General features: G+C 63.0%; 27 protein-coding genes. 15 read left to right on the plus strand and 12 right to left on the minus strand.

From position 1 onward, the window contains the following. The first annotated feature begins 45 nt into the window (after nucleotides 1-45). The 5 genes from JQ611_RS15645 (at nucleotide 46) to JQ611_RS15660 (ending at nucleotide 2,006) form a co-directional block, all read left to right on the plus strand. The gene (locus JQ611_RS15645) at nucleotides 46-636 is read left to right on the plus strand and encodes a hypothetical protein (RefSeq protein ID WP_249133197.1); all 591 of its coding nucleotides are present in this window, start codon (nucleotides 46-48) and stop codon (nucleotides 634-636) included. Nucleotides 637-752: 116 nt separating this feature from the next. After that, nucleotides 753-1,205, plus strand: coding sequence for a hypothetical protein (locus JQ611_RS15650; RefSeq protein WP_212465920.1), 453 nt, complete (start codon nucleotides 753-755; stop codon nucleotides 1,203-1,205). Nucleotides 1,206-1,402: 197 nt separating this feature from the next. Beyond that, a complete protein-coding gene (locus JQ611_RS42465) occupies nucleotides 1,403-1,534 on the plus strand; it encodes a hypothetical protein (RefSeq protein ID WP_283813439.1) in 132 nt (43 codons plus the stop codon). Between the two features lie 3 nt (nucleotides 1,535-1,537). Continuing rightward, on the plus strand, nucleotides 1,538-1,723 hold the full coding sequence (locus JQ611_RS15655; protein WP_212465921.1) for a hypothetical protein: 186 nt from the start codon (nucleotides 1,538-1,540) through the stop codon (nucleotides 1,721-1,723). A gap of 106 nt (nucleotides 1,724-1,829) precedes the next feature. Further along, nucleotides 1,830-2,006, plus strand: coding sequence for a hypothetical protein (locus JQ611_RS15660; RefSeq protein ID WP_212465940.1), 177 nt, complete (start codon nucleotides 1,830-1,832; stop codon nucleotides 2,004-2,006). On the opposite strand, the gene JQ611_RS15665 is transcribed toward JQ611_RS15660, so the two are convergent. The 3 genes from JQ611_RS15665 to JQ611_RS15675 form a co-directional block, all read right to left on the minus strand. Further along, complete coding sequence (locus JQ611_RS15665) at nucleotides 2,003-3,454, minus strand: bifunctional serine/threonine-protein kinase/universal stress protein (protein WP_212465922.1); 1,452 nt, start codon at nucleotides 3,452-3,454, stop codon at nucleotides 2,003-2,005. The genes JQ611_RS15660 and JQ611_RS15665 overlap by 4 nt on opposite strands. A gap of 3 nt (nucleotides 3,455-3,457) precedes the next feature. Further along, the gene (locus tag JQ611_RS15670; protein WP_212265969.1) at nucleotides 3,458-4,210 is read right to left on the minus strand and encodes a metallophosphoesterase; all 753 of its coding nucleotides are present in this window, start codon (nucleotides 4,208-4,210) and stop codon (nucleotides 3,458-3,460) included. 121 nt (nucleotides 4,211-4,331) lie between these two features. Then, nucleotides 4,332-4,928 carry a TetR family transcriptional regulator gene (locus JQ611_RS15675; protein ID WP_212265949.1) on the minus strand — a complete coding sequence of 199 codons (597 nt, stop codon included), beginning with the start codon at nucleotides 4,926-4,928 and terminating at the stop codon, nucleotides 4,332-4,334. 505 nt (nucleotides 4,929-5,433) lie between these two features. Here JQ611_RS15675 and purB point away from each other — a divergent pair. From purB to murI, 4 genes are all read left to right on the plus strand, one after another. After that, a complete protein-coding gene (gene purB, locus JQ611_RS15680; protein ID WP_212465923.1) occupies nucleotides 5,434-6,741 on the plus strand; it encodes an adenylosuccinate lyase in 1,308 nt (435 codons plus the stop codon). Nucleotides 6,742-6,832: 91 nt separating this feature from the next. After that, nucleotides 6,833-8,005 (plus strand): M20 aminoacylase family protein, encoded by a 1,173-nt coding sequence (locus JQ611_RS15685; protein ID WP_212265951.1) that lies wholly within the window; start codon nucleotides 6,833-6,835, stop codon nucleotides 8,003-8,005. Nucleotides 8,006-8,131: 126 nt separating this feature from the next. Further along, nucleotides 8,132-8,671: an MOSC domain-containing protein gene (locus tag JQ611_RS15690; protein ID WP_212265952.1), complete on the plus strand. Its 540-nt coding sequence runs from the start codon at nucleotides 8,132-8,134 to the stop codon at nucleotides 8,669-8,671. A 156-nt stretch (nucleotides 8,672-8,827) separates the two neighbouring features. Next, nucleotides 8,828-9,616 carry a glutamate racemase gene (gene murI / locus JQ611_RS15695; protein WP_212465924.1) on the plus strand — a complete coding sequence of 263 codons (789 nt, stop codon included), beginning with the start codon at nucleotides 8,828-8,830 and terminating at the stop codon, nucleotides 9,614-9,616. 126 nt (nucleotides 9,617-9,742) lie between these two features. On the opposite strand, the gene JQ611_RS15700 is transcribed toward murI, so the two are convergent. Then, nucleotides 9,743-10,393 carry a glutathione S-transferase family protein gene (locus JQ611_RS15700; RefSeq protein ID WP_212465925.1) on the minus strand — a complete coding sequence of 217 codons (651 nt, stop codon included), beginning with the start codon at nucleotides 10,391-10,393 and terminating at the stop codon, nucleotides 9,743-9,745. A gap of 1,056 nt (nucleotides 10,394-11,449) precedes the next feature. Here JQ611_RS15700 and JQ611_RS15705 point away from each other — a divergent pair. Further along, on the plus strand, nucleotides 11,450-11,839 hold the full coding sequence (locus JQ611_RS15705; protein ID WP_249133199.1) for a ClpXP protease specificity-enhancing factor SspB: 390 nt from the start codon (nucleotides 11,450-11,452) through the stop codon (nucleotides 11,837-11,839). A gap of 132 nt (nucleotides 11,840-11,971) precedes the next feature. On the opposite strand, the gene JQ611_RS15710 is transcribed toward JQ611_RS15705, so the two are convergent. From JQ611_RS15710 to JQ611_RS15725, 4 genes are all read right to left on the minus strand, one after another. Next, a complete protein-coding gene (locus JQ611_RS15710) occupies nucleotides 11,972-12,790 on the minus strand; it encodes a hypothetical protein (protein ID WP_212465926.1) in 819 nt (272 codons plus the stop codon). A 9-nt stretch (nucleotides 12,791-12,799) separates the two neighbouring features. Next, entirely contained in the window at nucleotides 12,800-13,588 is a 789-nt protein-coding gene (locus JQ611_RS15715; RefSeq protein ID WP_212264274.1) for a 2-keto-4-pentenoate hydratase, read from the minus strand. A gap of 69 nt (nucleotides 13,589-13,657) precedes the next feature. Continuing rightward, complete coding sequence (gene dksA, locus JQ611_RS15720) at nucleotides 13,658-14,023, minus strand: RNA polymerase-binding protein DksA (protein ID WP_092509290.1); 366 nt, start codon at nucleotides 14,021-14,023, stop codon at nucleotides 13,658-13,660. A 210-nt stretch (nucleotides 14,024-14,233) separates the two neighbouring features. Further along, on the minus strand, nucleotides 14,234-14,845 hold the full coding sequence (locus tag JQ611_RS15725; protein WP_212465927.1) for an NAD(P)-dependent oxidoreductase: 612 nt from the start codon (nucleotides 14,843-14,845) through the stop codon (nucleotides 14,234-14,236). 121 nt (nucleotides 14,846-14,966) lie between these two features. Here JQ611_RS15725 and JQ611_RS15730 point away from each other — a divergent pair, with 121 nt between their 5' ends. Then, a complete protein-coding gene (locus tag JQ611_RS15730; protein WP_192740311.1) occupies nucleotides 14,967-15,338 on the plus strand; it encodes a winged helix-turn-helix transcriptional regulator in 372 nt (123 codons plus the stop codon). A 27-nt stretch (nucleotides 15,339-15,365) separates the two neighbouring features. On the opposite strand, the gene JQ611_RS15735 is transcribed toward JQ611_RS15730, so the two are convergent. Then, nucleotides 15,366-15,779, minus strand: a complete 414-nt coding sequence (locus JQ611_RS15735) for a flagellar assembly protein FliX (protein ID WP_212465928.1) — start codon at nucleotides 15,777-15,779, stop codon at nucleotides 15,366-15,368. A 264-nt stretch (nucleotides 15,780-16,043) separates the two neighbouring features. Between JQ611_RS15735 and JQ611_RS15740 the strand changes: the two genes are divergently transcribed. From JQ611_RS15740 to JQ611_RS15755, 4 genes are all read left to right on the plus strand, one after another. Further along, nucleotides 16,044-17,168: a flagellar basal body P-ring protein FlgI gene (locus JQ611_RS15740; RefSeq protein ID WP_212465929.1), complete on the plus strand. Its 1,125-nt coding sequence runs from the start codon at nucleotides 16,044-16,046 to the stop codon at nucleotides 17,166-17,168. Further along, on the plus strand, nucleotides 17,168-17,518 hold the full coding sequence (gene flgJ, locus JQ611_RS15745; protein ID WP_212264271.1) for a flagellar assembly peptidoglycan hydrolase FlgJ: 351 nt from the start codon (nucleotides 17,168-17,170) through the stop codon (nucleotides 17,516-17,518). Before JQ611_RS15740 ends, flgJ begins: the two co-directional genes overlap by 1 nt. A gap of 16 nt (nucleotides 17,519-17,534) precedes the next feature. Beyond that, nucleotides 17,535-18,026, plus strand: coding sequence for a hypothetical protein (locus tag JQ611_RS15750; RefSeq protein ID WP_212465930.1), 492 nt, complete (start codon nucleotides 17,535-17,537; stop codon nucleotides 18,024-18,026). Between the two features lie 142 nt (nucleotides 18,027-18,168). Continuing rightward, the gene (locus JQ611_RS15755) at nucleotides 18,169-18,546 is read left to right on the plus strand and encodes a hypothetical protein (RefSeq protein ID WP_212465931.1); all 378 of its coding nucleotides are present in this window, start codon (nucleotides 18,169-18,171) and stop codon (nucleotides 18,544-18,546) included. Between the two features lie 24 nt (nucleotides 18,547-18,570). On the opposite strand, the gene JQ611_RS15760 is transcribed toward JQ611_RS15755, so the two are convergent. The 3 genes from JQ611_RS15760 to JQ611_RS15770 all read right to left on the minus strand — a co-directional run bounded on the left by JQ611_RS15760 (nucleotide 18,571) and on the right by JQ611_RS15770 (nucleotide 20,709). Further along, entirely contained in the window at nucleotides 18,571-18,936 is a 366-nt protein-coding gene (locus tag JQ611_RS15760; RefSeq protein ID WP_212264268.1) for a hypothetical protein, read from the minus strand. Nucleotides 18,937-18,959: 23 nt separating this feature from the next. Continuing rightward, nucleotides 18,960-19,325, minus strand: a complete 366-nt coding sequence (gene flaF, locus JQ611_RS15765) for a flagellar biosynthesis regulator FlaF (RefSeq protein ID WP_212039225.1) — start codon at nucleotides 19,323-19,325, stop codon at nucleotides 18,960-18,962. Between the two features lie 196 nt (nucleotides 19,326-19,521). Next, entirely contained in the window at nucleotides 19,522-20,709 is a 1,188-nt protein-coding gene (locus tag JQ611_RS15770; protein WP_212465932.1) for a flagellin, read from the minus strand. Nucleotides 20,710-21,004 lie beyond the last annotated feature (295 nt).

Genomic DNA, 21,004 nt, shown 5'->3' on the forward strand with positions numbered 1-21,004 from the left:
GCGACGCGGACCGAACCATTCCTGCACTGCAAGCGACCAACGGGCATGAGCATGGATGAAATCCGATCGACGCTGTTTACCGCGAAGCTGCGATGGCTGCTGGCCCAGTCACTTCAGCGCGGCGAGCGCGTGCTGTGGCAGGGGCAGCCCGATGGCGTTGCCCGCATGATGTTTTGGCGATTTCTGTGGTGGATCGGAATTCCCTGGCTGGCTCTCGTCGCGATTGCGCTCACCAGGGGCTGGATCGCCGAATCGGCCATGGTCCTCCTGGTGCTCGGGGTGGCGATGGTGGGCACACCTTTGCTGGTGCTGCTGCGCGACCTGCAGACGCTGTACGTGATCACCAATCGCCGCGCGCTGATCGTACGCACCTTCGGCAGCAAGCCAACCGTGACCGACACTTTGTTCAGCGATATGGACGCGACCTTCGAGATTCTCGACATTGGCCGCGGACGCCCCTGCACCCTGTTTTTCGCGTCCGGCATTTCGTCCCGTGCTTCCGATACCGCTTACACCGGCCATTACGGGTTTCACTGCATTCGAGACGCCGTAGCGGTGCGCGATATCCTCGAGCGTGCACGTCGCGAAGACGCGGCCCGGTCGGCTGGCACTCGCCAGGGTTCCGCTCGCGGCTGATGGAACCCGAAGTGTCATCGTCTTGACCATGAAGCTTCATCGTCTGGCCACGAAGGTTCATGGTCTGGCCATAAAGCCGTAACACCGTCGCGGCTCATTCTCGACGGAACCAGCCCATGACCAAAGCCCTCACCGCAGCCGCCATGATCCTGCTGCTTGCGCCCTCCGTAGCCTTTGCGCAGCACCGGGCTGGCGACGCCGCATTGGGTGCGGTGTCGGGCGCTGTGGTGCTGGGGCCGATCGGCGCGGTCGCAGGCGCCTTCATCGGCTATTCGGCGGGACCCGCGATCGCGCGGTCTTGGGGCATTGATCGATCCGGATCGCAGCGTCCGCGCCGGCAGGCCTCGAAAGAGCGCGTGCGTGGCGCGCGAGCGGAAGTTGTTCGCGAAACCAGACCCGCCGCCGCTCGCGTCGAAAAAGATGCGCGTGTCGCGACGACCAGGAACGAAGCCAGCAATGTAGCGCCGAGCGCGAGGCCACCGGCGCCTTCGGCAACGACATCGCCGCCTGCGGCAACGACAGCAGCGCCAGCGGCAACGTCAACACCGCCTGTACAGACGCTCGAGTGAGTCCGGCGCGTAGCTGACATCGACAACCCGCAGGCTCGCGAATAATGCCGTGACGCATGTTACGCACCGCACCTGCAGCAATTCATATTGCGCCGCCGCATGCACAAACTTCGTGCGGCCTACCGTAGAAGTCCGGTCTTCACGGATTCAGGCAAATCGCGCACAACGCGCTTCCGAATTTCGCGGAGGGCGGCATCATGACGATGACATTTGTCTGGACCGGCGTGGCGTTGTGGCTGGCCCTGAATGCAGCCGTCACCGTTTGCCTGGTAGCGGCAGAGCCCGGCAACAAGAGGCGCACAAACAATCGCGCTCCCCGCTGGATGTGAACCATGGGCGTGATCGCCAAGCGATCGGTGAGGCGCAAGCGCCTGATCGCGCGGCGCCCGCGTCCCGATCTCGAATTCTTCTTCAGCCGGTATGAGCGGCGCCGGCCGGCGATGGACCGGCTCGATAGTGGTTCCCGGTCCGATCTTTACGAATTGGAAAGCCGGACACGGTTACAGGATCGCCGCTAAACACCGTTCCCCCAAATAGAAGCCGGCCTGTTCGCATTTTTGCGCCGAGCGTGGGAACTGTTCGCTCAACCTGAGAATTTTACAGCCATAGAATTTCGAGAGAGCCATGAATCCGCTTTGCCCAAACTGTCTGAACGAGATGTCGAAGACGGCGGCGTCGCGTAACATGTTCCGTTGCGAACCCTGCCGCGAGATCATCCAGTTCTTCGATGTCTGGCCGGATCGCGACACCAAGCCGCCACGCGACGTGAAGCGCCCGATCGATCGGGTTCGCGCCGCCTAGCTCGCCTCGATCGCCTTCGGCTTGCGGCCATCTTGCCGCACCAGTGCCATGGCCGAGCGCGGCGGCCGCACCACGGTCACCGTGCAGGCAGCCTCAGTCGCCACCTTGGCCGAGACGCTGCCCAGAAACATGCGCATCATCGAATTCTGCCGCGCGCCGATGACGATATGGTCGACCTGATTGACCCCGGTGAATTCCAGGATCGCGGATGCCGGATCGATCGCTTCCAGCACATGCACCGTGAGCCGGCTCTCATCGAGTTTTAACGGCGAGGCCCAGTGGCGGAGCGCGACCAGCCGGTCGATGTGCTTGTTGTTGCCCTCCTCGTCGAGCGTCCGGTCGATGGTGATGCGGCCGAGTTTCAGGACATTGATGCAGGCGAGCCGCGCCGACGGCAGCGTCGCCAGCAATTGCTCGGCGGTGACGCGCAGGCATTCATTGAGCGGTCCCGAACCTTCTTCGGTATCGATGGCAACGGCCACGATCGGCCCCGACGCCAGTTGCGCTGCCACATCCGATTTGGGTTTCGGCAGCGTCAGCCCGCGATTGAAGCGGCGGCGCCATACCGTGGTGATCGGATCGCGCTGGAGGCGCTCCGACCGCGCGGTGAGTTTGACTTGATCCGGATGCGCCAGCGCGAACGCCAGTTGCGACGCCGTCGGGTGACGCCACACCGGTTCGATTTCCAGGCACCGCAGCACGATTTCCTGCAGCCAGGGCGGATAATCCGGCCGCAATTGGCGCGGCGGATAGGGATCGCGCCACAGCCGCCGCTTCATGCCGCGCAGGGTCTCGCTTTCGCCGAACGGCCGCACGCCCGTCGTGAAGAAGTACAAGAGCACGCCGAGTGAAAACAAATCGCTGCGCGGGTCGTCGCGCACGCCGAGCAGACGCTCCGGCGCCATGTAGGGCGCGGTGCCGTAGGGCAAGCGGAATTCTTCCTGCAGCAGATCGGGCAATTGATTGTGATGCGACAGCCCGAAATCGATCAGCACGGCTTCGCCGCTGTCGCGAAACATGATGCTGCTCGGCTTGATGTCGTGATGGATGACGTTCTGCCGGTGCAGATCTGCCAGAGCGGTGGCAATCTTGCCGGCGATCACCCTCGCCTCTTCATACGGGATCGGCAGGTCGCCGAGCCGGTCATAGAGTGTTTTGCCGGGGATGCGCTCGATCACCACATAAGGCTGCCGGTCGAAATCGCCGGAGCCGAAGCAAAGCGGCACGTGCGGGCCGGCGAGCCGCGGCACGATCATCTGCTCCATCTCGAAAGAGACGATCGCCGCCGGATCCTCGCCCTCGGAAATCCGCGGGATCTTCATCAGCAGGGGAACATTGATGCCGGGATGGGTCACGCTCCACAGCGTCGCCATGCCGCCCTGATGTACGCGCTCGCCGATCGCAAAACCGTCGAGCTCTGCGCCCGGCTCAATCGAAGGCTTCGCCATCGCTCAGCGCCCCTCGAGCAGGCGATCGGCCAGCCAGCGCGGCAGGCCGTTGGCGCGGATCCGGTCCGCCGCGGTCTCGACGTCATACGGCACGCGGCAATAGGTGATCTCGCGCGTCGCGGTATCGAGCATGGCAAACGCCGCCGCCGGATTGCCGTCACGCGGCTGCCCGACCGAGCCGATAACGGCCAGCCAGCGCCGGCCACCGAGCAACTGCACCGGGACATCCGAGGTCGGCACGAAGCTCGTCATCTTCGCCGCCGATGACATCGAATAAAGCGCGGGCTGATGGATGTGCCCGCAGAAGGTAACGTGGACATGGGGCTGTGCGTCCGTCGCTTCGATGCTACGGGCGGCTTCCGTCGTGCCCTCGACGTAGCGCCACCGCGCAGGATTACTTGCTTCGGAATGCACGTAGAGGCGATCGTCCTCCTGCTGCGTCAGCGGCAATTCGGCGAGGAACCGCCGCTGCGGTGCGCTCAGCCGCCCGCGCGTCCATTCGATCGCCGCCTGGGCCGCGCCATTCATGGTCTCGGAGGGCGTGCCGATGGCGTTGTCGTGGTTGCCGCGCACGGCGATGGCGCCGTCATGGACAAGGTCCATCACGGTCTCGACCGCCCATTCGGGGTCGGCGCCATAGCCGACGACGTCGCCGAGGCAGATGATCCGCTCGGCGCCGCGCGCGCGTGCCGCCGCAAGGCAGGCGCTGAACGCCTGCCGGTTGGCATGGATATCCGCAAACACCGCAAGACGCACATCTTCCTCCGCGTCCATGATCGCACCGCTGCCGGCGCGCGTCTTGATGGATATCAAACTACCGGACGCATGCGGCCCGCAATGATGCGGAAGGCTGGGATAGGCAGGGGCCCGCGCGCGATCAGCGCTTCTTTGGCGCTTCCAGGCCCTTGATCACCAGCGCCAGCAGCGCGTCGATCCGAGCAGCCGTTTCCGGACTGCTCCATTCGTCCGAATGCGCGGGATGGTGGTAACGGATGGTGGCGTCGAACACCGCGCGCGCTGAAACCTTGACGTCGGTGACCTGGAATACCCCCTGTTTCACGCCGTCGGACAGAATATCCGCGACCTGACCGATCAGGCGCTCCTTGTGCGCGTGCACGACCTCGCAGGCCTCCTGCGCCAGCGTCAGGTAGGTCTGGAACATCTCGGGATCTTCGGAAACCTTCTTGTACTTGATCTCGAACATCGTGCGCAGCCACTTCTCGAGCCTGGCAGGCGCGGGTCCCGAGGATTCCGCGATCTTCTGCAGCGGCGCGTTGGCGCGGTCGAGCCAGCGTTTTGCAACCGCCTGGCGCAGCGACGCCTTGCTGGGGAAATGGCGGTAGACGCTGCCGTGGCTGACATCCAGCGCACGGGCAACGTCCACAACCGTGGCCTTGGCCAGCCCGTAGCGGCGCAATACGTCCTCGGTAACCTCGAGAATCCGCTCAGGGGTCAAAACCACGACTTCGTTCATGCGCACACCTGCGAAATGATGGAACGGGTGGTCATTTAATCCCCTTTAGAGCGATTTCGAAGAAACGCGTCAAAACAGGAAGCTAGAGCATCAATGCTCTAGCACTTGGAAGGTTCAGCTTTTCAGCGGTCCCAAACGGGTGGCCTGGGCTTCCAGATGGCGGGCCACCTTGGCGTTCAGCCAGCGGGTGATTTGTGTGGTCAGATTAATGATTTCGATTGTCATGGCTTAAATCCTCTTCAAGTACCCGGGCTCAGTGCCAGCGACCCCGGATGACGCCCCTATCCGCGGCGTCGAAGAAGGATATAGCATGTCTCGCTGACAGATTTCAATATCTGTCAGTCAGTTTTTCGTGATTGAAACCCCTTCCGGCCGTCCCCTTCCGCCGGGCACTCGGCCCAGGAATTATCCCAGCCGTTTTCCCGGCCGCTTGTCTCGCTTTGTTTGTCTCATTTGGGCGGCCCTGCTAAAGCACGGCGTAAAAAACAATTCGCCGGAGTCGTCGATGATCCCCCGCTACACCCGCCCGGAAATGGCCTCCATCTGGGAGCCGCAGACCCGCTTCAAGATCTGGTTCGAGATCGAGGCGCATGCGGCCGATGCGCAGGCGGAACTCGGCGTCATCCCGAAGGAAGCCGCCAAAACCGTCTGGGCCAAGGCGCGTAACGTCACCTTCGACATCGCCCGCATCGACGAGATCGAACGCGAGACCAAGCACGACGTCCTCGCCTTCACGACCCATCTGGCCGAGATCGTCGGCCCCGAGGCGCGCTTCATTCATCAGGGCATGACCTCCTCCGACGTGCTCGACACCTGCTTCAACGTCCAGCTCACCCGCGCCGCCGACCTGCTGCTTGCCGATATCGACAAGGTTCTGGCCGCGCTGAAGAAGCGCGCCTTCGAACACAAGATGACGCCGACCATCGGCCGCTCCCACGGCATCCATGCCGAGCCCGTGACGTTCGGCCTCAAGCTCGCTTACGCCTATGCGGAATTTTCCCGCGCCCGCGAGCGCCTGGTCGCCGCCCGCAAGGAAGTCTCGACCTGCGCGATCTCGGGCGCCGTCGGCACCTTTGCGCAGATCGATCCGCGCGTCGAAGAACATGTCGCCAAGGCGATGGGACTGACGCCGGAGCCGATCTCGACGCAAGTGATCCCGCGCGACCGCCACGCGATGTATTTTGCAACGCTCGGGGTGATCGCCTCCTCGGTCGAACGTCTCGCCACCGAAATCCGCCACCTGCAGCGCACCGAAGTACTGGAAGCCGAAGAGTTCTTCTCCGAGGGCCAGAAGGGTTCCTCGGCGATGCCGCACAAGCGCAACCCGGTGCTGTCGGAAAATCTCACCGGCCTGTCGCGCATGGTGCGCGCCTATGCGATGCCGGCGATGGAGAACATCGTGCTCTGGCACGAGCGCGACATCTCGCACTCATCCGCCGAACGCATGATCGGCCCCGATGCCACCGTGACGCTCGATTTCGCGCTGATGCGCCTCGCCGGCCTGGTCGAGAAGCTCTTGGTTTACCCCGAGAACATGCAGAAGAACCTCGACCGCCTCGGCGGCCTCGTGCATTCGCAGCGGATTTTGATGGCGCTGACGCAAAAGGGCGCCAGCCGCGAGGACGCCTACAAATACGTGCAGCGCAACGCAATGCCGGTATGGCGCGGCGAAGGCGATTTCCTGACGCTGCTGAAAAAAGACCCCGACGTGAAGAAGCATCTGAGCGACGCCGAGATCGAAGAACGCTTCGACCTCGGCTATCACTTCAAGCACGTCGACACGATTTTCAAGCGCGTGTTCGGGGCAGCGTAGAATTACAAGGGGGCGCGCCTTTTTGTCGGTGACATCGCGGCAGAATACCTTACGCTGGCCGCAAACGAACAACACAAGAAACGGATCTCCCATGCCCATCGTCAACCGCATCGCCGCTTTGTCAGATGAAATGGCCGCCTGGCGCCATGACTTCCACGAGAATCCGGAATTGCTCTACGAAGTCCACCGTACCGCCGGCATCGTAGCCGACCGCTTGCGCGAATTCGGCTGCGACGAGGTGGTGACGGGCATCGGCCGCACGGGCGTCGTCGGCGTGATCCGCGGCCGCAAGAGCACGTCCGGCAAGACCATCGGCCTGCGCGCCGACATGGATGCGCTGCCGATCGAGGAGACTTCGGGTGTATCCTACGCCTCCAAGATTCCCGGCAAGATGCACGCCTGCGGCCATGACGGGCACACCGCGATGCTGCTTGGCGCGGCCAAATATCTCGCCGAGACGCGCAATTTCGACGGTACGGCTGTCGTCATCTTCCAGCCCGCCGAAGAAGGCGGCGCCGGCGGCAAGGCGATGGTCGACGATGGATTGATGACCCGCTGGGGCATTCAGGAGGTCTATGGCCTGCACAACATGCCGGGCTTGCCCGAAGGCCACTTCCACACCACGCCGGGCGCAATGCTCGCTTCAGCGGATAAGATCGAGATCACGGTGCACGGCAAGGGCGGCCATGCGGGCTCCGGTCCGCACCGCGCGGTCGACAGCGTGTTGGTCGGCTCGCAGATCGTCAACGCGTTGCAGTCGATCGTATCGCGCAACGTCGATCCGCTCAAATCGGCCGTGATCTCGATCACCATGTTCCAGGCCGGCACCGCCTTCAACATCATCCCGGAGACCGCCAAGCTCGGTGGAACGGTGCGCACGCTCGATCCTGCAATCCGCGATCTCGTCGAGCGCCGCATCAGCGAGGTTGCCGACAGCGTGGCGCGGGCTTACGGCGGGTCGGCCGAGATCAAATACACACGTTCGTATCCGGTGACGGTGAATCACGCGCGAGAGGCCGGCATCGCCGCAGAAGTGGCCCGCGATGTCGTCGGCGCCGACCGCGTCAACGAGCGCGCGTTGCCGCTGATGGGTTCGGAAGATTTCGCATTCATGCTGGAAGCGCGCCCCGGCGCTTTCATCTTTCTCGGCATGGGCGACGGCAATGAATGCCACCACCCCGGCTACAAGTTCAACGACAACATCCTCGGCCACGGCGCATCGTACTGGGTGCGGCTGATCGAGAAGTCGATGCCGGCGGGTTGACGACGCGCCACGGCGTTCGGCGTCTCGCCGGCAAGTCGACAAGCTCTTGATCTGTCCCGATAACATGTCACTTCAAGCACATCGACACGATCTTCAAGCGGGTTTTTGGGGAGAGCTGAAGCGCAAATGAGCAGCGTGATTGCGGTCAGCGCGCGTGCCGGCCACCATTTCAGCAAGACGCCCGGTCTCAGCATCCGCTTGCTGAAAGGCCTCGGCGTTGCCGGCGACGCGCACATGGGCGAGACGGTCAAGCACCGCTCGCGCGTCCGCCGCGATCCGACGCAGCCCAATCTGCGTCAGGTGCATTTGATCCATGCCGAACTTTTCGACGAGCTGCGCGCAAAAGGCTTTATCGTCCAGCCCGCCGACCTCGGCGAAAACATCACCACATCCGGCATCGACCTGCTGGCGCTGCCGACCGGTTCACGGCTTCATCTTGGTGCCAGCGCCGTCGTCGAAATCACCGGCCTGCGCAATCCCTGCATCCAGATCGACGATTTCCAGAAGGGCTTGATGGCGGCAACGCTGGATCGCGATACCGACGGCAATCTCATCCGCAAGGCCGGAGTCATGAGCATCGTGATATCAGAAGGCGACGTGCGGCCCGGTGACCCGGTTCGCATCGAGATGCCGGCGGAACCGCACCGGCCGCTGTTGCCGGTCTGACCCCGCGCGCTGCCGGCTTCCGCCCTTGCCAAGATGATTTGAATCACCCCAGATTGGCTTGTTCTGAAGATCTTGCGCCGGCGACCGCCTGATGGACGGGCCGCCGGGGCGGTCAAATCAACCCAACGGTAACCGCGGATCGGTTAAAATCGCAGCGTGGCAGCTCCTCCAACCATTCTCGTCTTCGATTCCGGCCTTGGCGGCCTCACGGTCTTGCGCGAGATCGTGGGCGCGCGGCCCGACGCCCATTATGTCTACGTCGCCGACGACGCGTTCTTCCCCTATGGCCACCATACCGAAGAGCAGATCATCGCACGCGTGGTGCCGCTGGTCGGCGAGCTGATCGCGGCCCACTCCCCCGATCTGGTGGTGATCGCCTGCAATACCGCCTCCACGCTGGTCATGTCGCATCTGCGCAGCGCCTATTCCGTGCCGTTCGTCGGCACCGTTCCCGCGATCAAGCCGGCCTGCGCCAGCTCAAGAACAAAACGCGTGTCGGTGCTCGGCACCAAGGGCACCGTCAAGCGGGAGTACACAAGGAAGCTGATCGACGATTTCGCGCAGGGCTGCGAGGTGACGCTGGTGGGCTCGGCCGAGCTCGCCGCGCTGGCCGAACGCGCGCTCAACGGCTTTTACGTCAGCGACAAGGACATCTCGGCCGAGCTCGCGCCCTGCTTCGTCGGTCACGGCAACGCCCGCACCGACACCGTCGTGCTGGCCTGCACCCACTATCCGCTGTTGCTGGACCGCCTCGTAAAACTCGCGCCATGGCCGGTCGACTGGATCGACCCCGCACCCGCCATCGCGCGGCGCGTCTCCGATCTGCTCGGCGGACCGGGGCGCGAATCCGACACCGCCGGCGCCGAGATGGTTTTTACCTCGAAGCGGGCGCACACGCTGAGCCAGGCGTTGATGCCGTTTTTCGGCGGACGCGTGCCGGCGTAGCGGATACGCCGTAGGATGGGTAGAGCGAAGCGAAACCCATCACCGTCCATCAACGTCGAAGATTGATGGGTATCGCGGAGCCTGTCATCGGGCGCGCATTCGCGCGACCCGTTGGGTCCACCCATCCTACGGATTCGATGCGGCGGTAAATACCGCCAATTGAGCATCGAAAGCACGCTTGAACGCCGGCCGCGCTTCGCCGCGGGCTACATAGGCGGACAGGTTCGGATACTCGTTCAATATATCCGATGCATTCAACCGGCGCAGCACGGTTACCATCAGAAGGTCACCGGCGCTGAACGCACCATCGAGCCAGTCGGCATGGCCGAGGCGACGGCAAAGTTCGCCCAGCCGGTCGCGGGTGCGATCCTTGACGATAGGCAGGCGCTGCTCGTACCAGCTCTTGTCGCGCTCCAGGAGAACGGCGTTTTGCAGATCAACGATCGGCGGCTCCACCGTGCCAAGTGCGGCGAACATCCATGTGATCGCGCGCGCCCGGGCATTCGCATCATCAGGCAGCAGTCCAGCATGGCGCTGCGCGATATGGAACACGATCGCCCCCGACTCGAACAAAGCCAGACCGCCTTCTTCATAGGTCGGAATCTGCCCGAAAGGGTGAAGCGCACGATGCGCGCCTTCCTTCATCTCGCTGAACGAAACAAGACGAACGTCGTAAGGCTGGCCCACTTCTTCGAGCGCCCAACGAACACGCATGTCACGTGCCTGTCCCTTGCCGCGGTCGGGTGAACTTTCAAAGGCCGTGATGGTGGGGATCATTGGAGGGCTCCGGATAATTGCGTGACGCCGTCGGGATTTGTGTCCGGAGGACGAACGACCAGCGCGGCTCCCGACAACTTACCTCGTTTTCTTTTGGCTAGGGCCAGTTGCTCTCGGCGTTCCCCGGATGCTCCGCAGTGCCAAAGCAGCGTTACACGCTGCACCGCGTCCGGGACGCGACGATTATCGCTCGCGCGATCGGATTGAGTCACCGCCCTGCCGAATTTGCTGCTTCGCTCCCCACGCAAGCGCAATCTTGCGCTCCGCATGCGACAAATCAACCCGACGGGCAAATCACTTACGATTGCCAGAAATCGTGTCAAGCCCCGAGATAAAAAATATTTCTGTTTACCAGAAGGATAATCAGGTGCACATATATCGCCATCCCGTCCCACTCAGAGGGCGTCGGCCGTCGTCACGGACGTTGGGCGGGTTGCGGTGGACGCTTGTTTACGCTGAGACGACGGCGTGGATGGGCGTACGGCAAAACCGTGTGGTCCTGGCACCCGTTGCAGGTGTCAAGCTGTCGGGTAGGCGAGAGCTGAACGGCAGCGACGGAGTCAACCAAGAACTCGTCTCCGGGGAGAGCACGGCATAAGCCGTAAAGCCATTGCGCAGGGAAGGCCGGGTGTTCTCCGCTGCCCTGTATGCTCGTGTGCAGCATTTCTTGTGCTAACCGCACACGGGACCGCGGGTGCAGCGCGCACCCGGTCTTCCCTGCGCCCTCTCGATGAGAGGGCGGGAAGTTTCTGGCAAAGCTCGGGCGCAATGCGTCGCGAGAATGCGGAAGTGCGTTTAGACCACGGTGTAACAACAAACACCGCCGTCGTCCCGGCGAACGCCGGGACCCATAACCACAGGAAGAAGTTTTGCGAACGGTCACTGTTACCGAGCCTCTATCGAAAGATCACGCGGTATGGGTCCCGGCGTTCGCCGGGACGACGGTGTAGCTGTGACCTCCCGCACATTCGAAGGGACAATGGTCCGCCGGATTGAACCCATGTGCACTCCGAGGTCACTGACGCATGAAACAGTGCGACAACGCGAGACGGACCAATGCAGGCCACAACAAAAAAAGCAGGAATCCTGTTCGCCGTGCTGGCGACCATGTTCGCCGCCACGAGCGCGGTGGCGGCTGAACCCTGCAGCACGACGCCGGCGCGTTTCAACATTGCCGAGACGCTGTGGCACGCGGCCGAAGAACGTCCGGTCCATATCACCTTCACGACCCGGACCGAGGGCGTGAAAATGCCGGGGTATCTCCTGGAAAAATATCCGAACGAGATGACCGTCGTCCTGCAGTATGAATTCGGCAAGCTGACCGTGAAGGACGACCGCTTCGAGGTGCTGGTGTGGTTCAAGGGGTATCCGGAACGGTTCGTCGTCCCCTTCAACGCCATCAAGACGTTCTATGACCGCACCGAGTTGAAGTGCTCGGGTAGCTGATGAAGAATTCGTAGCCCGGATGAGCGAAGCGACATCCGGGGATTCACACAGCATTGGTCCCGGATTTCGCGGAGTTTATCATCGGGCGCGCATTCGCGCGACCCGTTGGCTCATCCGGGCTACGAGATCCGTTCACTCAGGCGTGGCGCGGCGGATCAATGCGCAGAGCCCGGTCATGCGGGCGATCGGATGCTCGACGAACAACCGGCAGGATTTCAGCACGCCCGCAAGCGCGTCGGGCGGCGCTGCAGGTTTCAGCTGCGGCGCCAGCATCGCGCCGTGCGCGTGCCCAAGCGCGCGTGTCGAACGCGTCAGCGCATCGAGCCGGCCGTCGGCTTGCAGCGGCGCCAGCATGGTTCGCACCAGCGCCAGATACGCCGGCCAGTACGCCAGATGCCGGTACATGCTCGCAATCAATTGCGGTTCGGTGTCCTCGCCAAAACCGTTCAATTCGCCAACCAGCCGCGCCACCTCGGGATCGAGGGCATCCATCGGCGGCAGTTCCGGAATCTTGACGCCGGAAGGCGGCGACGCGGAGCTGGCGGCCGTGACTGTACCGGCCGGTCGCGGTTCGAAATGCGCGAGCAACGCCGACAGCACGGTCAGAGCCAGCGCGTTGGTATGTTGATAGCTGTCCAGCACATTGCGAATGATGGCCTGGTCGGATTGATCGATGCCGGCGGCGAGCAACGTGTCGGCGGAAAATCCGGGCAGATCGGGCAAGGCGATCGTGCGCCTGACGGATTCGGCATGCAGCGGTGCGGCGCCGAGATAAAGCGGCCGCACCGTGGCCCAGGTCCAGGGCAGCGCGCCCGGCATGGTCGCGAGGTTGCGCCAGATCAAATTGACGACGCTGGTGCCGAGCACCTTTCGGATGTCGGCGTAGATGTCGGCGATTTCACCGCGCGCGTCGGCCTCAACGATCGAGGGAACGCTCTCCTGCCCTTGCATGATTGCCGCTCAGTCCCGAAAACTCGCCGCCACCGTGCCGAGCCCGTCGAGCTCCATCACCACCTTGTCGCCGGCGTTGAGCCACACGGTCTTGACCAGGCTGCCGGTGAGAACGATCTGCCCGGCGTGCAATCCCTTGCCCTCCTCGGCCAGGTGATTGGCGAGCCAGGCCAGCGCATTATGCGGATGCCCGAGCACATCGGCGCCGGTGCCGCGCCCGACTTCGGTGCCGTTGACGATGGCGCGTCCGACCACCTTGAGCAGATCGGGCGCGTTGTTGCGCGGTATCGCCTTGCCGAGCACGCAGCCGGCGGCGAAGAAATCATCGGCGACCAGGGTCGGTGCCCCCATCGTTTCCCATTTGACGTAGCGATCGTCGACGATCTCGATCGCAGGATAATAGGCCTCGATCGCCTCCATCACCCACTCGGCGGTGAATGGCGCTTCCGACGGCAACAGGTTGCGCGCGAGCCGGACCGCGATTTCGCACTCGACGCCGACGCGGACGTAATCGCCGAAACGCAGCTTCGCGCCGGACTCATGAACGCCCTTGGCGAACACGCCGCCGCCGCACGGATGGGGGATGTCGAGATATTGCTGCATCACCGCGCTGGTGCAGCCGATCTTGTAGCCGACGAGGCCGCCTACCTGCGGCAGCAAGAGATCGTGGACCGCGCGCTGAACCTGGTAGCCCTCGGCCTCGTCCTGCGGCACGAGTTCGCTCGAAAGCGCCGGCAGCGGGTTGCGGCCGCGGCGCGCGGTGGCGATATTTTTGGCGGCCGCGAGAATTTTGTCCATCGGCGGCAGCTCTCTCGTTGCAAACCGGCAGTGCCGACCGCGCGCTGCGGTCAGGTGCCGGACGTTACTCTACTCGTCCCGGTAAACCTTTTCACGCTTTTCGTGACGCTCCTGCGCTTCCACCGACAGCGTCGCGATCGGGCGGGCTTCCAGCCGCTTCAACGAGATCGGCTCGCCGGTCTCTTCGCAATAGCCGTAGGTGTTGTCTTCGATACGCTGCAGCGCCGCGTCGATCTTGGAGATCAGCTTGCGCTGGCGGTCCCGGGCGCGCAGTTCGATCGCGCGATCGGTTTCGGAAGAGGCGCGATCAGCCAGATCGGGATGATTGACGTTCTCTTCCTGGAGCGTCTGCAGGGTGATCTTCGATTCCCGCAGGATCTCGTCCTTCCACGCCAGCAGCTTGGCGCGAAAATAATCGCGCTGGCGGTCGTTCATGAAAGGCTCTTTTTCGGAGGGTCGATAATTCTTCAACTTTTCCAATGTCAGCCTATCTACAAGTGCAAGGCGGAACAGAAAATCGTCCGTCCGCGCGCGCCTTATATAGCGGCGAGTTGTGACAGACAATATCGGCCCTGCAGCAAGGAAGGCCGCCCCGGAGCGCATACACAGACAAAACTGTGCACCGCAGCGGGGCAGCCCGCTTGGTCAGTAACCGACGGTAAAACGCTGCCGGAGATGGGCCGGACGCCCGATTTCGTCGGCGAGTGCAACTGCGAAGTCCTCGAAGGAAATCCAGCTTTTGCCGTCGGACGCGGTCAAAAGCTGGTCGGTCCCGAGACGGAACTTAGCCGTCCGCTCGCCGGCCGTGAACAGGGCCGAGGGCGACAGGAAGGTCCAGTTCAGCTCCTTTTCCTGCCGCAGCAGGTCGAGAAAGACGCCGCCCTTCTCGGCCTCGGCCTTGTATACCACGGGGAAGTTCGGCGTCGTGACCAGCCGGACGCCCGGCGCCACCTCGAGGCTCCCGGCGCCGCCGACCACGAGGTAGCGGCCAACCTTCGAATCACGGGCGGCGCCAATCAGCCGGACCGGGTCGCTGTCGAGGAAATGCACCGAGCTGATCGCGGCATCGTGGCCGGCGAACAGTGCGGCCAGGCCGGCCTGATCCTGCACGTCGCCCTGCTTGGCCGTGACGCCCGGCTGGCTCGCGATCTTCTCGGGGTGGCGGGCAATGGCGGTGATGGTGTGGCCGCGGCTGGCCAGTTCGGTGACGATACGCGAGCCGGCATTTCCGGACGCGCCGACGACGGCGATCTTCATCTTTGGTCTCCTTGCGATGGGATGGATGTGGTATCCAATGGTGACTAGATAACGCAAAGAGCGTAGGTGTTAAGAGAGCACTTCGAACTCACCTGATTACGCCGGAGTAACCGCCATGAAAATGAAACCCGACGCCTATGCCGCCAATTGTCCGACGCGCCAGATTCTCGATCGCGTCGGCGACAAATGGGCGGTGCTGATTCTGCTCCTGGTGCGCGACGAGCCGATGCGCTTCAACGCGCTGCGCCGCGCCATCGAAGGCATCTCGCAGAAGATGCTGTCGCAGGTGCTGAAGAGCCTGGAGCGCGACGGGCTGATCAAGCGCCGCGTCATCGCAACCGTGCCGGTGACGGTGGAGTATTCGATCACGCCGCTGGGGGCGACGCTGTCAACGGCCGTCGATGCCTTGCGCGATTGGGCCGAAAGCAATCTGAAGGAAGTGCTGAACGCGCAGCGCCGCTACGATGCGCAGCGCAATGCGATGGCGGCGTGACAGACGGGATGTGAGGAAACGCGAAGCCTAGAACTTCCCAGCCTTGGCCAGCTCGACTTCGACCCGAAGCTCGATCTCGGCCAGGACGGCATCGAGGCCGGGATCGCCGGAGGAAGATTTCAGGTTGGCCGCGGCATCGCGCAGCCGGTTCATGGTGGCGGTGTCGAGATTGCCGGACAGCAGCCCGAGCTTGAGTTCGTCGAGCACGTCGAGCGCGCCGCGCCCGCGCGCCACCGACCGCTTGCGGCGCTCGGTCGGATCCTCGACGCCCTGCATCGCCAGCAGCGCGTCGATGCTGCCAGCGGCTTTCGGCGGGGCCGCGGAGCGGGTCTCGTCCGGCGTCGTCGGCGCATCCGGCAGCGAAAAGCCGGTCGAGCTGGTTCGCCGCGTGCTGCTCGCGGGCGATCCAAGCGTGGTGCCGTTCGGTCCGTAGATGCGCATCGTCGTGAATCTCGCCGGTCGATTGCAGGGAGCTTCGCCGCTTTATGGTTAATGCCGCGTAAACGACCCGGCAAAATCTGCCGCCGCGCGGCAGTTTCGCCGGTGCCGCGAGATCGGCCGGATCGTGCACCACCGAACAAAGCATAGCACTTTCAACGGACTAGGCCACCGAAACCGCGTGGCACCGATCTCGCATAGTTAATCACGGGCTACCGTCATGGGAGTGGCGCGTTGTCCGGGAACGACTTCTAGGGGAGCATTGGGATGCCCGGCATCCATACGGCGAGAATGTTGCGGGTGGGCTGCGTCGCGCTGCTGGCGCTGGCGTTGTCGGCCATGTCCGCAGGCGCGACCTCGCGGATCAAGGACCTCGCCAATATCGAAGGCGTGCGTCAGAACCAGTTGATCGGCTACGGCCTCGTCGTCGGCCTCAACGGCACCGGCGACACGCTGAACAACATCCCCTTCACCAAGCAGTCGCTGCAGGCAATGCTGGAACGCATGGGCGTCAACATCCGCGGCGCAACCATCCGCACCGGCAACGTCGCTGCCGTGATGGTCACCGGCAATCTGCCGGCGTTCGGCACCCAGGGCACGCGGATGGACGTCACCGTTTCCGCGCTCGGCGACGCCAAGAACCTGACCGGCGGCACCCTGCTCGTCACCCCCCTGCTCGGCGCTGACGGCAATGTCTATGCGGTCGCGCAAGGCTCGCTCGCGATCTCGGGCTTCGCGGCGGAAGGCGCCGCCGCCAGCATCACCCGCGGCGTACCGACCAACGGCCGCATTCCCAACGGCGCTATCATCGAGCGCGAGATCGAATTCGCGCTCAATCGCCTGCCCAATGTGCGGCTGGCGCTGCGCAACGCCGATTTCACCACCGCCAAGCGCATCGCCGCGGCCGTCAATGATTTCCTCGGCGTCAAGACCGCCGAGCCGATCGATCCCTCCACGGTGCAGCTGGCGATCCCCGCTGAGTTCAAGGGCAACGTCGTCGCCTTCCTGACCGAGATCGAGCAATTGCAGGTCGAACCCGACCTCACCGCCAAGATCGTGATCGACGAACGCTCCGGCATCATCGTGATGGGCCGCGATGTGCGAGTCGCCACCGTGGCGGTGGCGCAGGGCAACCTTACGGTCTCGATTTCCGAGAGTCCGCAAGTGAGCCAACCCAACCCGCTGTCACGCGGCCGGACCGTGGTGACGCCGCGCTCGAGCGTGTCCGTTTCCGAAGACGGCAAGAAATTCGCAGTCGTGAAAGACGGCGTCTCGCTGCAGCAACTCGTCGACGGCCTCAACGGTCTCGGCATCGGCCCGCGCGACCTTATCGGCATCCTGCAGGCGATCAAGGCCGCCGGCGCGATCCAGGCCGACATCGAGGTGATGTGATGCAAAGCAGCTTGAACGGCATCGGCAATTCGTACCCGAAATCCACGCTGATCAACGGCCGCAACGATCCGCAGCTGGCCGAGGCCCTGACCAAGATTTCGCCCGAGGCGCAGAAGAAGACCCGCGCCAAGGCACAGGACTTCGAGGCGATGTTCCTGAACTCGATGTTCTCGCAGATGACCACCGGCGTCAAAGGCGAAGGCCCGTTCGGCGATACGACGGGCACCGGCGCCTGGCGCTCGATGCTGACGGATGAATATTCGAAGTCGTTCGCCAAATCCGGCGGCATCGGAATCTCCAACGACGTCTTCCGTACCTTGATCCTGCAGCAAGCCAACCGCGCCGGCTGAGATAGGGAAACCCGACATGAACCAGCGCCCGCAAGCACAGCCCGCCGCAGTTCCGGCACGCGCGATCTCCTCGCCCGTCGAGGCCCGCAAGCTCACGGAAGACCTGATGGACGTGATGAGCGGCCTGCTCGGCATCATCGAGCGCGAAACCGAACTGGTTCGCGCCGGCAAGATCCGCGAAGCGATGGAGCTTGAAGGCCAGAAGGGCGAGCTGTCGCGCCGCTACATGGTCGCGGTCGAACATCTGAAGAACTCGCAAAAATATCTGGCGCAGGTATCACCTGAACTGCTGACCACGCTGCGGCGCCATCACGACACGTTCCGCGCCATGCTGCAGATCAATCTCACGGTGCTTGCGACCGCGCATGCGGTGTCCGAAGGCATCGTGCGCGGCGTCAACGTCGAGATCCAGCGCCGCAACATTCCCAACACCTATACGGCAAGCGGCCGGCGCGCGACGCCCGGGCCGCGCAACATGACGCCGATCGCGGTCAGCCGCTCGCTCTAGACATCTAAAATTTTCGACAAATTCGCGCCCCCGTATAAGCACGGGATTCAGCGCGTTCCCTAACACCGCGTTGAGGGGTGGGAAGCTATATTGCGGTTTGAGAGGGGTTGGGATTTGACTCGAAGGAAGCCTGGAGGCTGCCATGAGTACAGATTTCAACATCAAACCGGTGGGGGCACCGGTTGCCGCGCCGATCGTTCAACCGATCAGCGAAGCGGCGCATAATGCGGTCGCGACCCAATTGCCGGCGAGCCAGACCGTGGTCGCGTCGGATGCGGGCGCGCGCGCCAGCGATTCCGCTGCCGTCCGCGTTTCGATTTCGAATGCGTCCGTCTCGAACCAGGTGGTGTTCGATCGCGACGCGCGAGCGGTCGTCTATCAGGTCGTCGATAACAGGACGAGCCAGGTGGTGAAGCAATTCCCCGAGGAAGCGGTGCTGCGCCGCCGCGCCTATTTCCACGCGCTCGACCTCAGCAAGGACGCGCCGCAGCGTCTTCGCGCCACCGACCGGCGGGCTTGATTCAAAAAGCTTTGAGAATTCCGCTCACCTGCTCTGCTTCGCATAAGCGGTATCGAGCGACGTTCCGCCGGTTGCCGGGTCGGTGACGACGTTCTTGATGACCGCCGTTCCTTCCTTGGTCACCATGAACTTCAAGTCACCGATCCGGAATGCATTGTCCCTGATCAGAACGTCCGCGAACTTGTTGGTGCTGCCGCTCTGGTAGTGGACCTTGGCGCGAAATCCCGTGACGTTCGAGACCGTGATCTTGAACGACTTGTTGTTGGCGTATTTTCCGGTCCAGTCGCCCTGATAGAGCGTGGGATCGACCGGCGCATACGGCGTCTTGGACGGAACCGCCATTCCCACGGTCTTGTAGTTGGCCGACAGGATACTGAAAACGTCAGCCATGATCGCGCTCCGTTACTCCGCGGTCAGCCGCGGCCCGATAGCCCCGCGGCCAGGTTGCAGTTGATGTCGATCAGCGAGTTCAATTTGGCCGGATCCGGATTCATCTGCATCTCGATGGTCTGCTTCATCACAAAGACGCCGATATTGGCGATGTTCTGACGAACTTCCATCGGCTGCGGGTTGTCGTTGGTCTCCACGGCGCTCATGAAGATCGACCAAAGCCGGCTGTTGAACAGCAGTGCGTTGTGCATGTTCTTGTCGGGACCAGCCCAGTTGGCCTGAACGTCCTGGAGTTGTCGTGCGGCCTTCAGCAGCGCTTGCGCTTCGATTTCACGGGGAGAGGCTGTCGTTTGTGACGTGCGAGCGTAGGCTTGGGCTGCATTGGACATTAACTGACCTCGATGGGAGCGATTCGCAGAACCGCGGGGCTTGAAAACTGCCCAACTTTCATACAGGTCGCGTCTTTAAATATGGTTAGCTGCGGTTGCCAAATGTGTCCATAAATCGGCGGTAACCGCTACGCCGCCGACTCAAAAGAAAGCGGCGGGGTCTCCCCCGCCGCCCTCGACTTTTCTCTGGTCGCCGCTAGGTCCGCAGGAGCTGGAGCACGCTCTGCTGCGACTGGTTGGCGAGCGCCAGCGCGGACACCGCGATCGACTGGCGGGTCGACAGCGCCTGGCTGTTGGCCGCTTCTTCGTTGGTATCGGCCAGCGTCAGGTTGGCCGAGCCGTTTTGCAATACGTTAATCAGGTTCTTGTTGAAGTCCTGCCGGATCTGCACGACCGACAGGTTGGAACCGAGTGAAGAGGCCTGCGTCCGCAACATGTCCGACGCATTGCTTATCTTGGCAATCGTCGCCTTGGCCGAGGCATTGTCCAGGAAGTCGGTGCCCGCGACCAGCGAAGCAAGGCCAAGGCCCGCCGCGCCAAACGTCACGCCCTTGATGTTCAATATGGACTTGCCGGTCTCGTTGAAGGTTAGCTTGAGATCGTCGCCGTTCAGCAGGTTGATGCCATTGAACGAGGCATCCTGCGCTGTCGTCGTGATCTGGGCGATGATGTTGTTGTACTGGGCCACCAGGTTGGAGCGAATGGTCTGCGAAGCCGCATCGGCGGCCGGTGCGACCGTGACCACCGAAGCCGGCAGGAATGCCTTGCCCGCACCGGTCGCGGTGCCGGCTAGCGCGCCGACGGTGGCCGAAGCCGCGTCGTTGATCGTTGTGATCGTGATCTTGCCGGTGGTGTCGTCAACCGAAGCCTGCAGATTGTTGGGTGCCAGAGCCGCGTTGAGTTCGTTCAGCGTATCAACTTCCGCCGCGCCGGTACCGAACGTGATGCTCGACGCCGTGCCGCCGCCGGTCGCTGCGATCGTCAGGACGTCGCCCTGCGCAAGCGTGGCGCCCAGCAGGTTGGCTGAGGTTCCCCCGGCGTTCGCGCCGCTGGTGACGCTGGATTTGGGAGAATAGCCGGCGGTCGTCTGCAGCACCTGGTTGGCGATCGACTTCGCGGTATCGACCAGCTTCTGCAACGAGGTGAGGCCAGTGTTGGCGGCCTGCAGCACCTGTACGCCATTGCCAATGCCATCGAGCAGGTTGTTGATGTCGCTGGCGCGGTTATCGAGCCCCGCGGCAGTGAAATAGTTGGTAGGATTGTCGAGCGCCGTATTGACCTTCTTGCCGGACGAGAGGCGGTTCTGCGTGGTGGCGAGCAGGTCCGCGGTCGACTGAAGCGAGAGCAGGTTCTGGCGAACCGAGGCCGAAAGAACAACGGACATGTGTCAAACTTTCCTAGTTTATGTCCTCAGTTCTAGTCAGCTTCCTTTAAATTAAGGTAAACGCCGGCTTAAGCGATGTGATTAATGCTTCCTTACCGGAGGGCGCGCAGCGCTTTTTCGCCCCGTTTCGGCCCTGGAAAACAAAAAAGCGGCGGGGTTTCCCCCGCCGCTTGATCTTGAGATGTCGTCGAAATCAGCGCAGGAGCTGGAGCACGCTTTGCTGCGACTGGTTGGCGAGCGCCAGCGCGGACACCGCGATCGACTGGCGGGTCGACAGCGCCTGGCTGTTGGCCGC

Source organism: Bradyrhizobium sp. AUGA SZCCT0182 (assembly GCF_018130185.1).
In the GTDB taxonomy this organism is placed as follows: Bacteria; Pseudomonadota; Alphaproteobacteria; order Rhizobiales; family Xanthobacteraceae; genus Bradyrhizobium.

Excerpts from the sequence above, each read along its gene's own strand:
- JQ611_RS15645 (WP_249133197.1), top strand. The coding sequence starts at position 46 with ATGAGCATGGATGAAATCCGATCGACGCTGTTTACCGCGAAGCTGCGA.
- JQ611_RS15650 (WP_212465920.1), top strand. The coding sequence starts at position 753 with ATGACCAAAGCCCTCACCGCAGCCGCCATGATCCTGCTGCTTGCGCCC.
- JQ611_RS42465 (WP_283813439.1), top strand. The coding sequence starts at position 1,403 with ATGACGATGACATTTGTCTGGACCGGCGTGGCGTTGTGGCTGGCCCTG.
- JQ611_RS15655 (WP_212465921.1), top strand. The coding sequence starts at position 1,538 with ATGGGCGTGATCGCCAAGCGATCGGTGAGGCGCAAGCGCCTGATCGCG.
- JQ611_RS15660 (WP_212465940.1), top strand. The coding sequence starts at position 1,830 with ATGAATCCGCTTTGCCCAAACTGTCTGAACGAGATGTCGAAGACGGCG.
- JQ611_RS15665 (WP_212465922.1), bottom strand. The coding sequence starts at position 3,454 with ATGGCGAAGCCTTCGATTGAGCCGGGCGCAGAGCTCGACGGTTTTGCG.
- JQ611_RS15675 (WP_212265949.1), bottom strand. The coding sequence starts at position 4,928 with ATGAACGAAGTCGTGGTTTTGACCCCTGAGCGGATTCTCGAGGTTACC.
- purB (WP_212465923.1), top strand. The coding sequence starts at position 5,434 with ATGATCCCCCGCTACACCCGCCCGGAAATGGCCTCCATCTGGGAGCCG.
- JQ611_RS15685 (WP_212265951.1), top strand. The coding sequence starts at position 6,833 with ATGCCCATCGTCAACCGCATCGCCGCTTTGTCAGATGAAATGGCCGCC.
- JQ611_RS15690 (WP_212265952.1), top strand. The coding sequence starts at position 8,132 with ATGAGCAGCGTGATTGCGGTCAGCGCGCGTGCCGGCCACCATTTCAGC.
- JQ611_RS15700 (WP_212465925.1), bottom strand. The coding sequence starts at position 10,393 with ATGATCCCCACCATCACGGCCTTTGAAAGTTCACCCGACCGCGGCAAG.
- JQ611_RS15705 (WP_249133199.1), top strand. The coding sequence starts at position 11,450 with ATGCAGGCCACAACAAAAAAAGCAGGAATCCTGTTCGCCGTGCTGGCG.
- JQ611_RS15710 (WP_212465926.1), bottom strand. The coding sequence starts at position 12,790 with ATGCAAGGGCAGGAGAGCGTTCCCTCGATCGTTGAGGCCGACGCGCGC.
- JQ611_RS15715 (WP_212264274.1), bottom strand. The coding sequence starts at position 13,588 with ATGGACAAAATTCTCGCGGCCGCCAAAAATATCGCCACCGCGCGCCGC.
- dksA (WP_092509290.1), bottom strand. The coding sequence starts at position 14,023 with ATGAACGACCGCCAGCGCGATTATTTTCGCGCCAAGCTGCTGGCGTGG.
- JQ611_RS15725 (WP_212465927.1), bottom strand. The coding sequence starts at position 14,845 with ATGAAGATCGCCGTCGTCGGCGCGTCCGGAAATGCCGGCTCGCGTATC.
- JQ611_RS15730 (WP_192740311.1), top strand. The coding sequence starts at position 14,967 with ATGAAACCCGACGCCTATGCCGCCAATTGTCCGACGCGCCAGATTCTC.
- JQ611_RS15735 (WP_212465928.1), bottom strand. The coding sequence starts at position 15,779 with ATGCGCATCTACGGACCGAACGGCACCACGCTTGGATCGCCCGCGAGC.
- JQ611_RS15740 (WP_212465929.1), top strand. The coding sequence starts at position 16,044 with ATGCCCGGCATCCATACGGCGAGAATGTTGCGGGTGGGCTGCGTCGCG.
- flgJ (WP_212264271.1), top strand. The coding sequence starts at position 17,168 with ATGCAAAGCAGCTTGAACGGCATCGGCAATTCGTACCCGAAATCCACG.
- JQ611_RS15750 (WP_212465930.1), top strand. The coding sequence starts at position 17,535 with ATGAACCAGCGCCCGCAAGCACAGCCCGCCGCAGTTCCGGCACGCGCG.
- JQ611_RS15755 (WP_212465931.1), top strand. The coding sequence starts at position 18,169 with ATGAGTACAGATTTCAACATCAAACCGGTGGGGGCACCGGTTGCCGCG.
- JQ611_RS15760 (WP_212264268.1), bottom strand. The coding sequence starts at position 18,936 with ATGGCTGACGTTTTCAGTATCCTGTCGGCCAACTACAAGACCGTGGGA.
- flaF (WP_212039225.1), bottom strand. The coding sequence starts at position 19,325 with ATGTCCAATGCAGCCCAAGCCTACGCTCGCACGTCACAAACGACAGCC.
- JQ611_RS15770 (WP_212465932.1), bottom strand. The coding sequence starts at position 20,709 with ATGTCCGTTGTTCTTTCGGCCTCGGTTCGCCAGAACCTGCTCTCGCTT.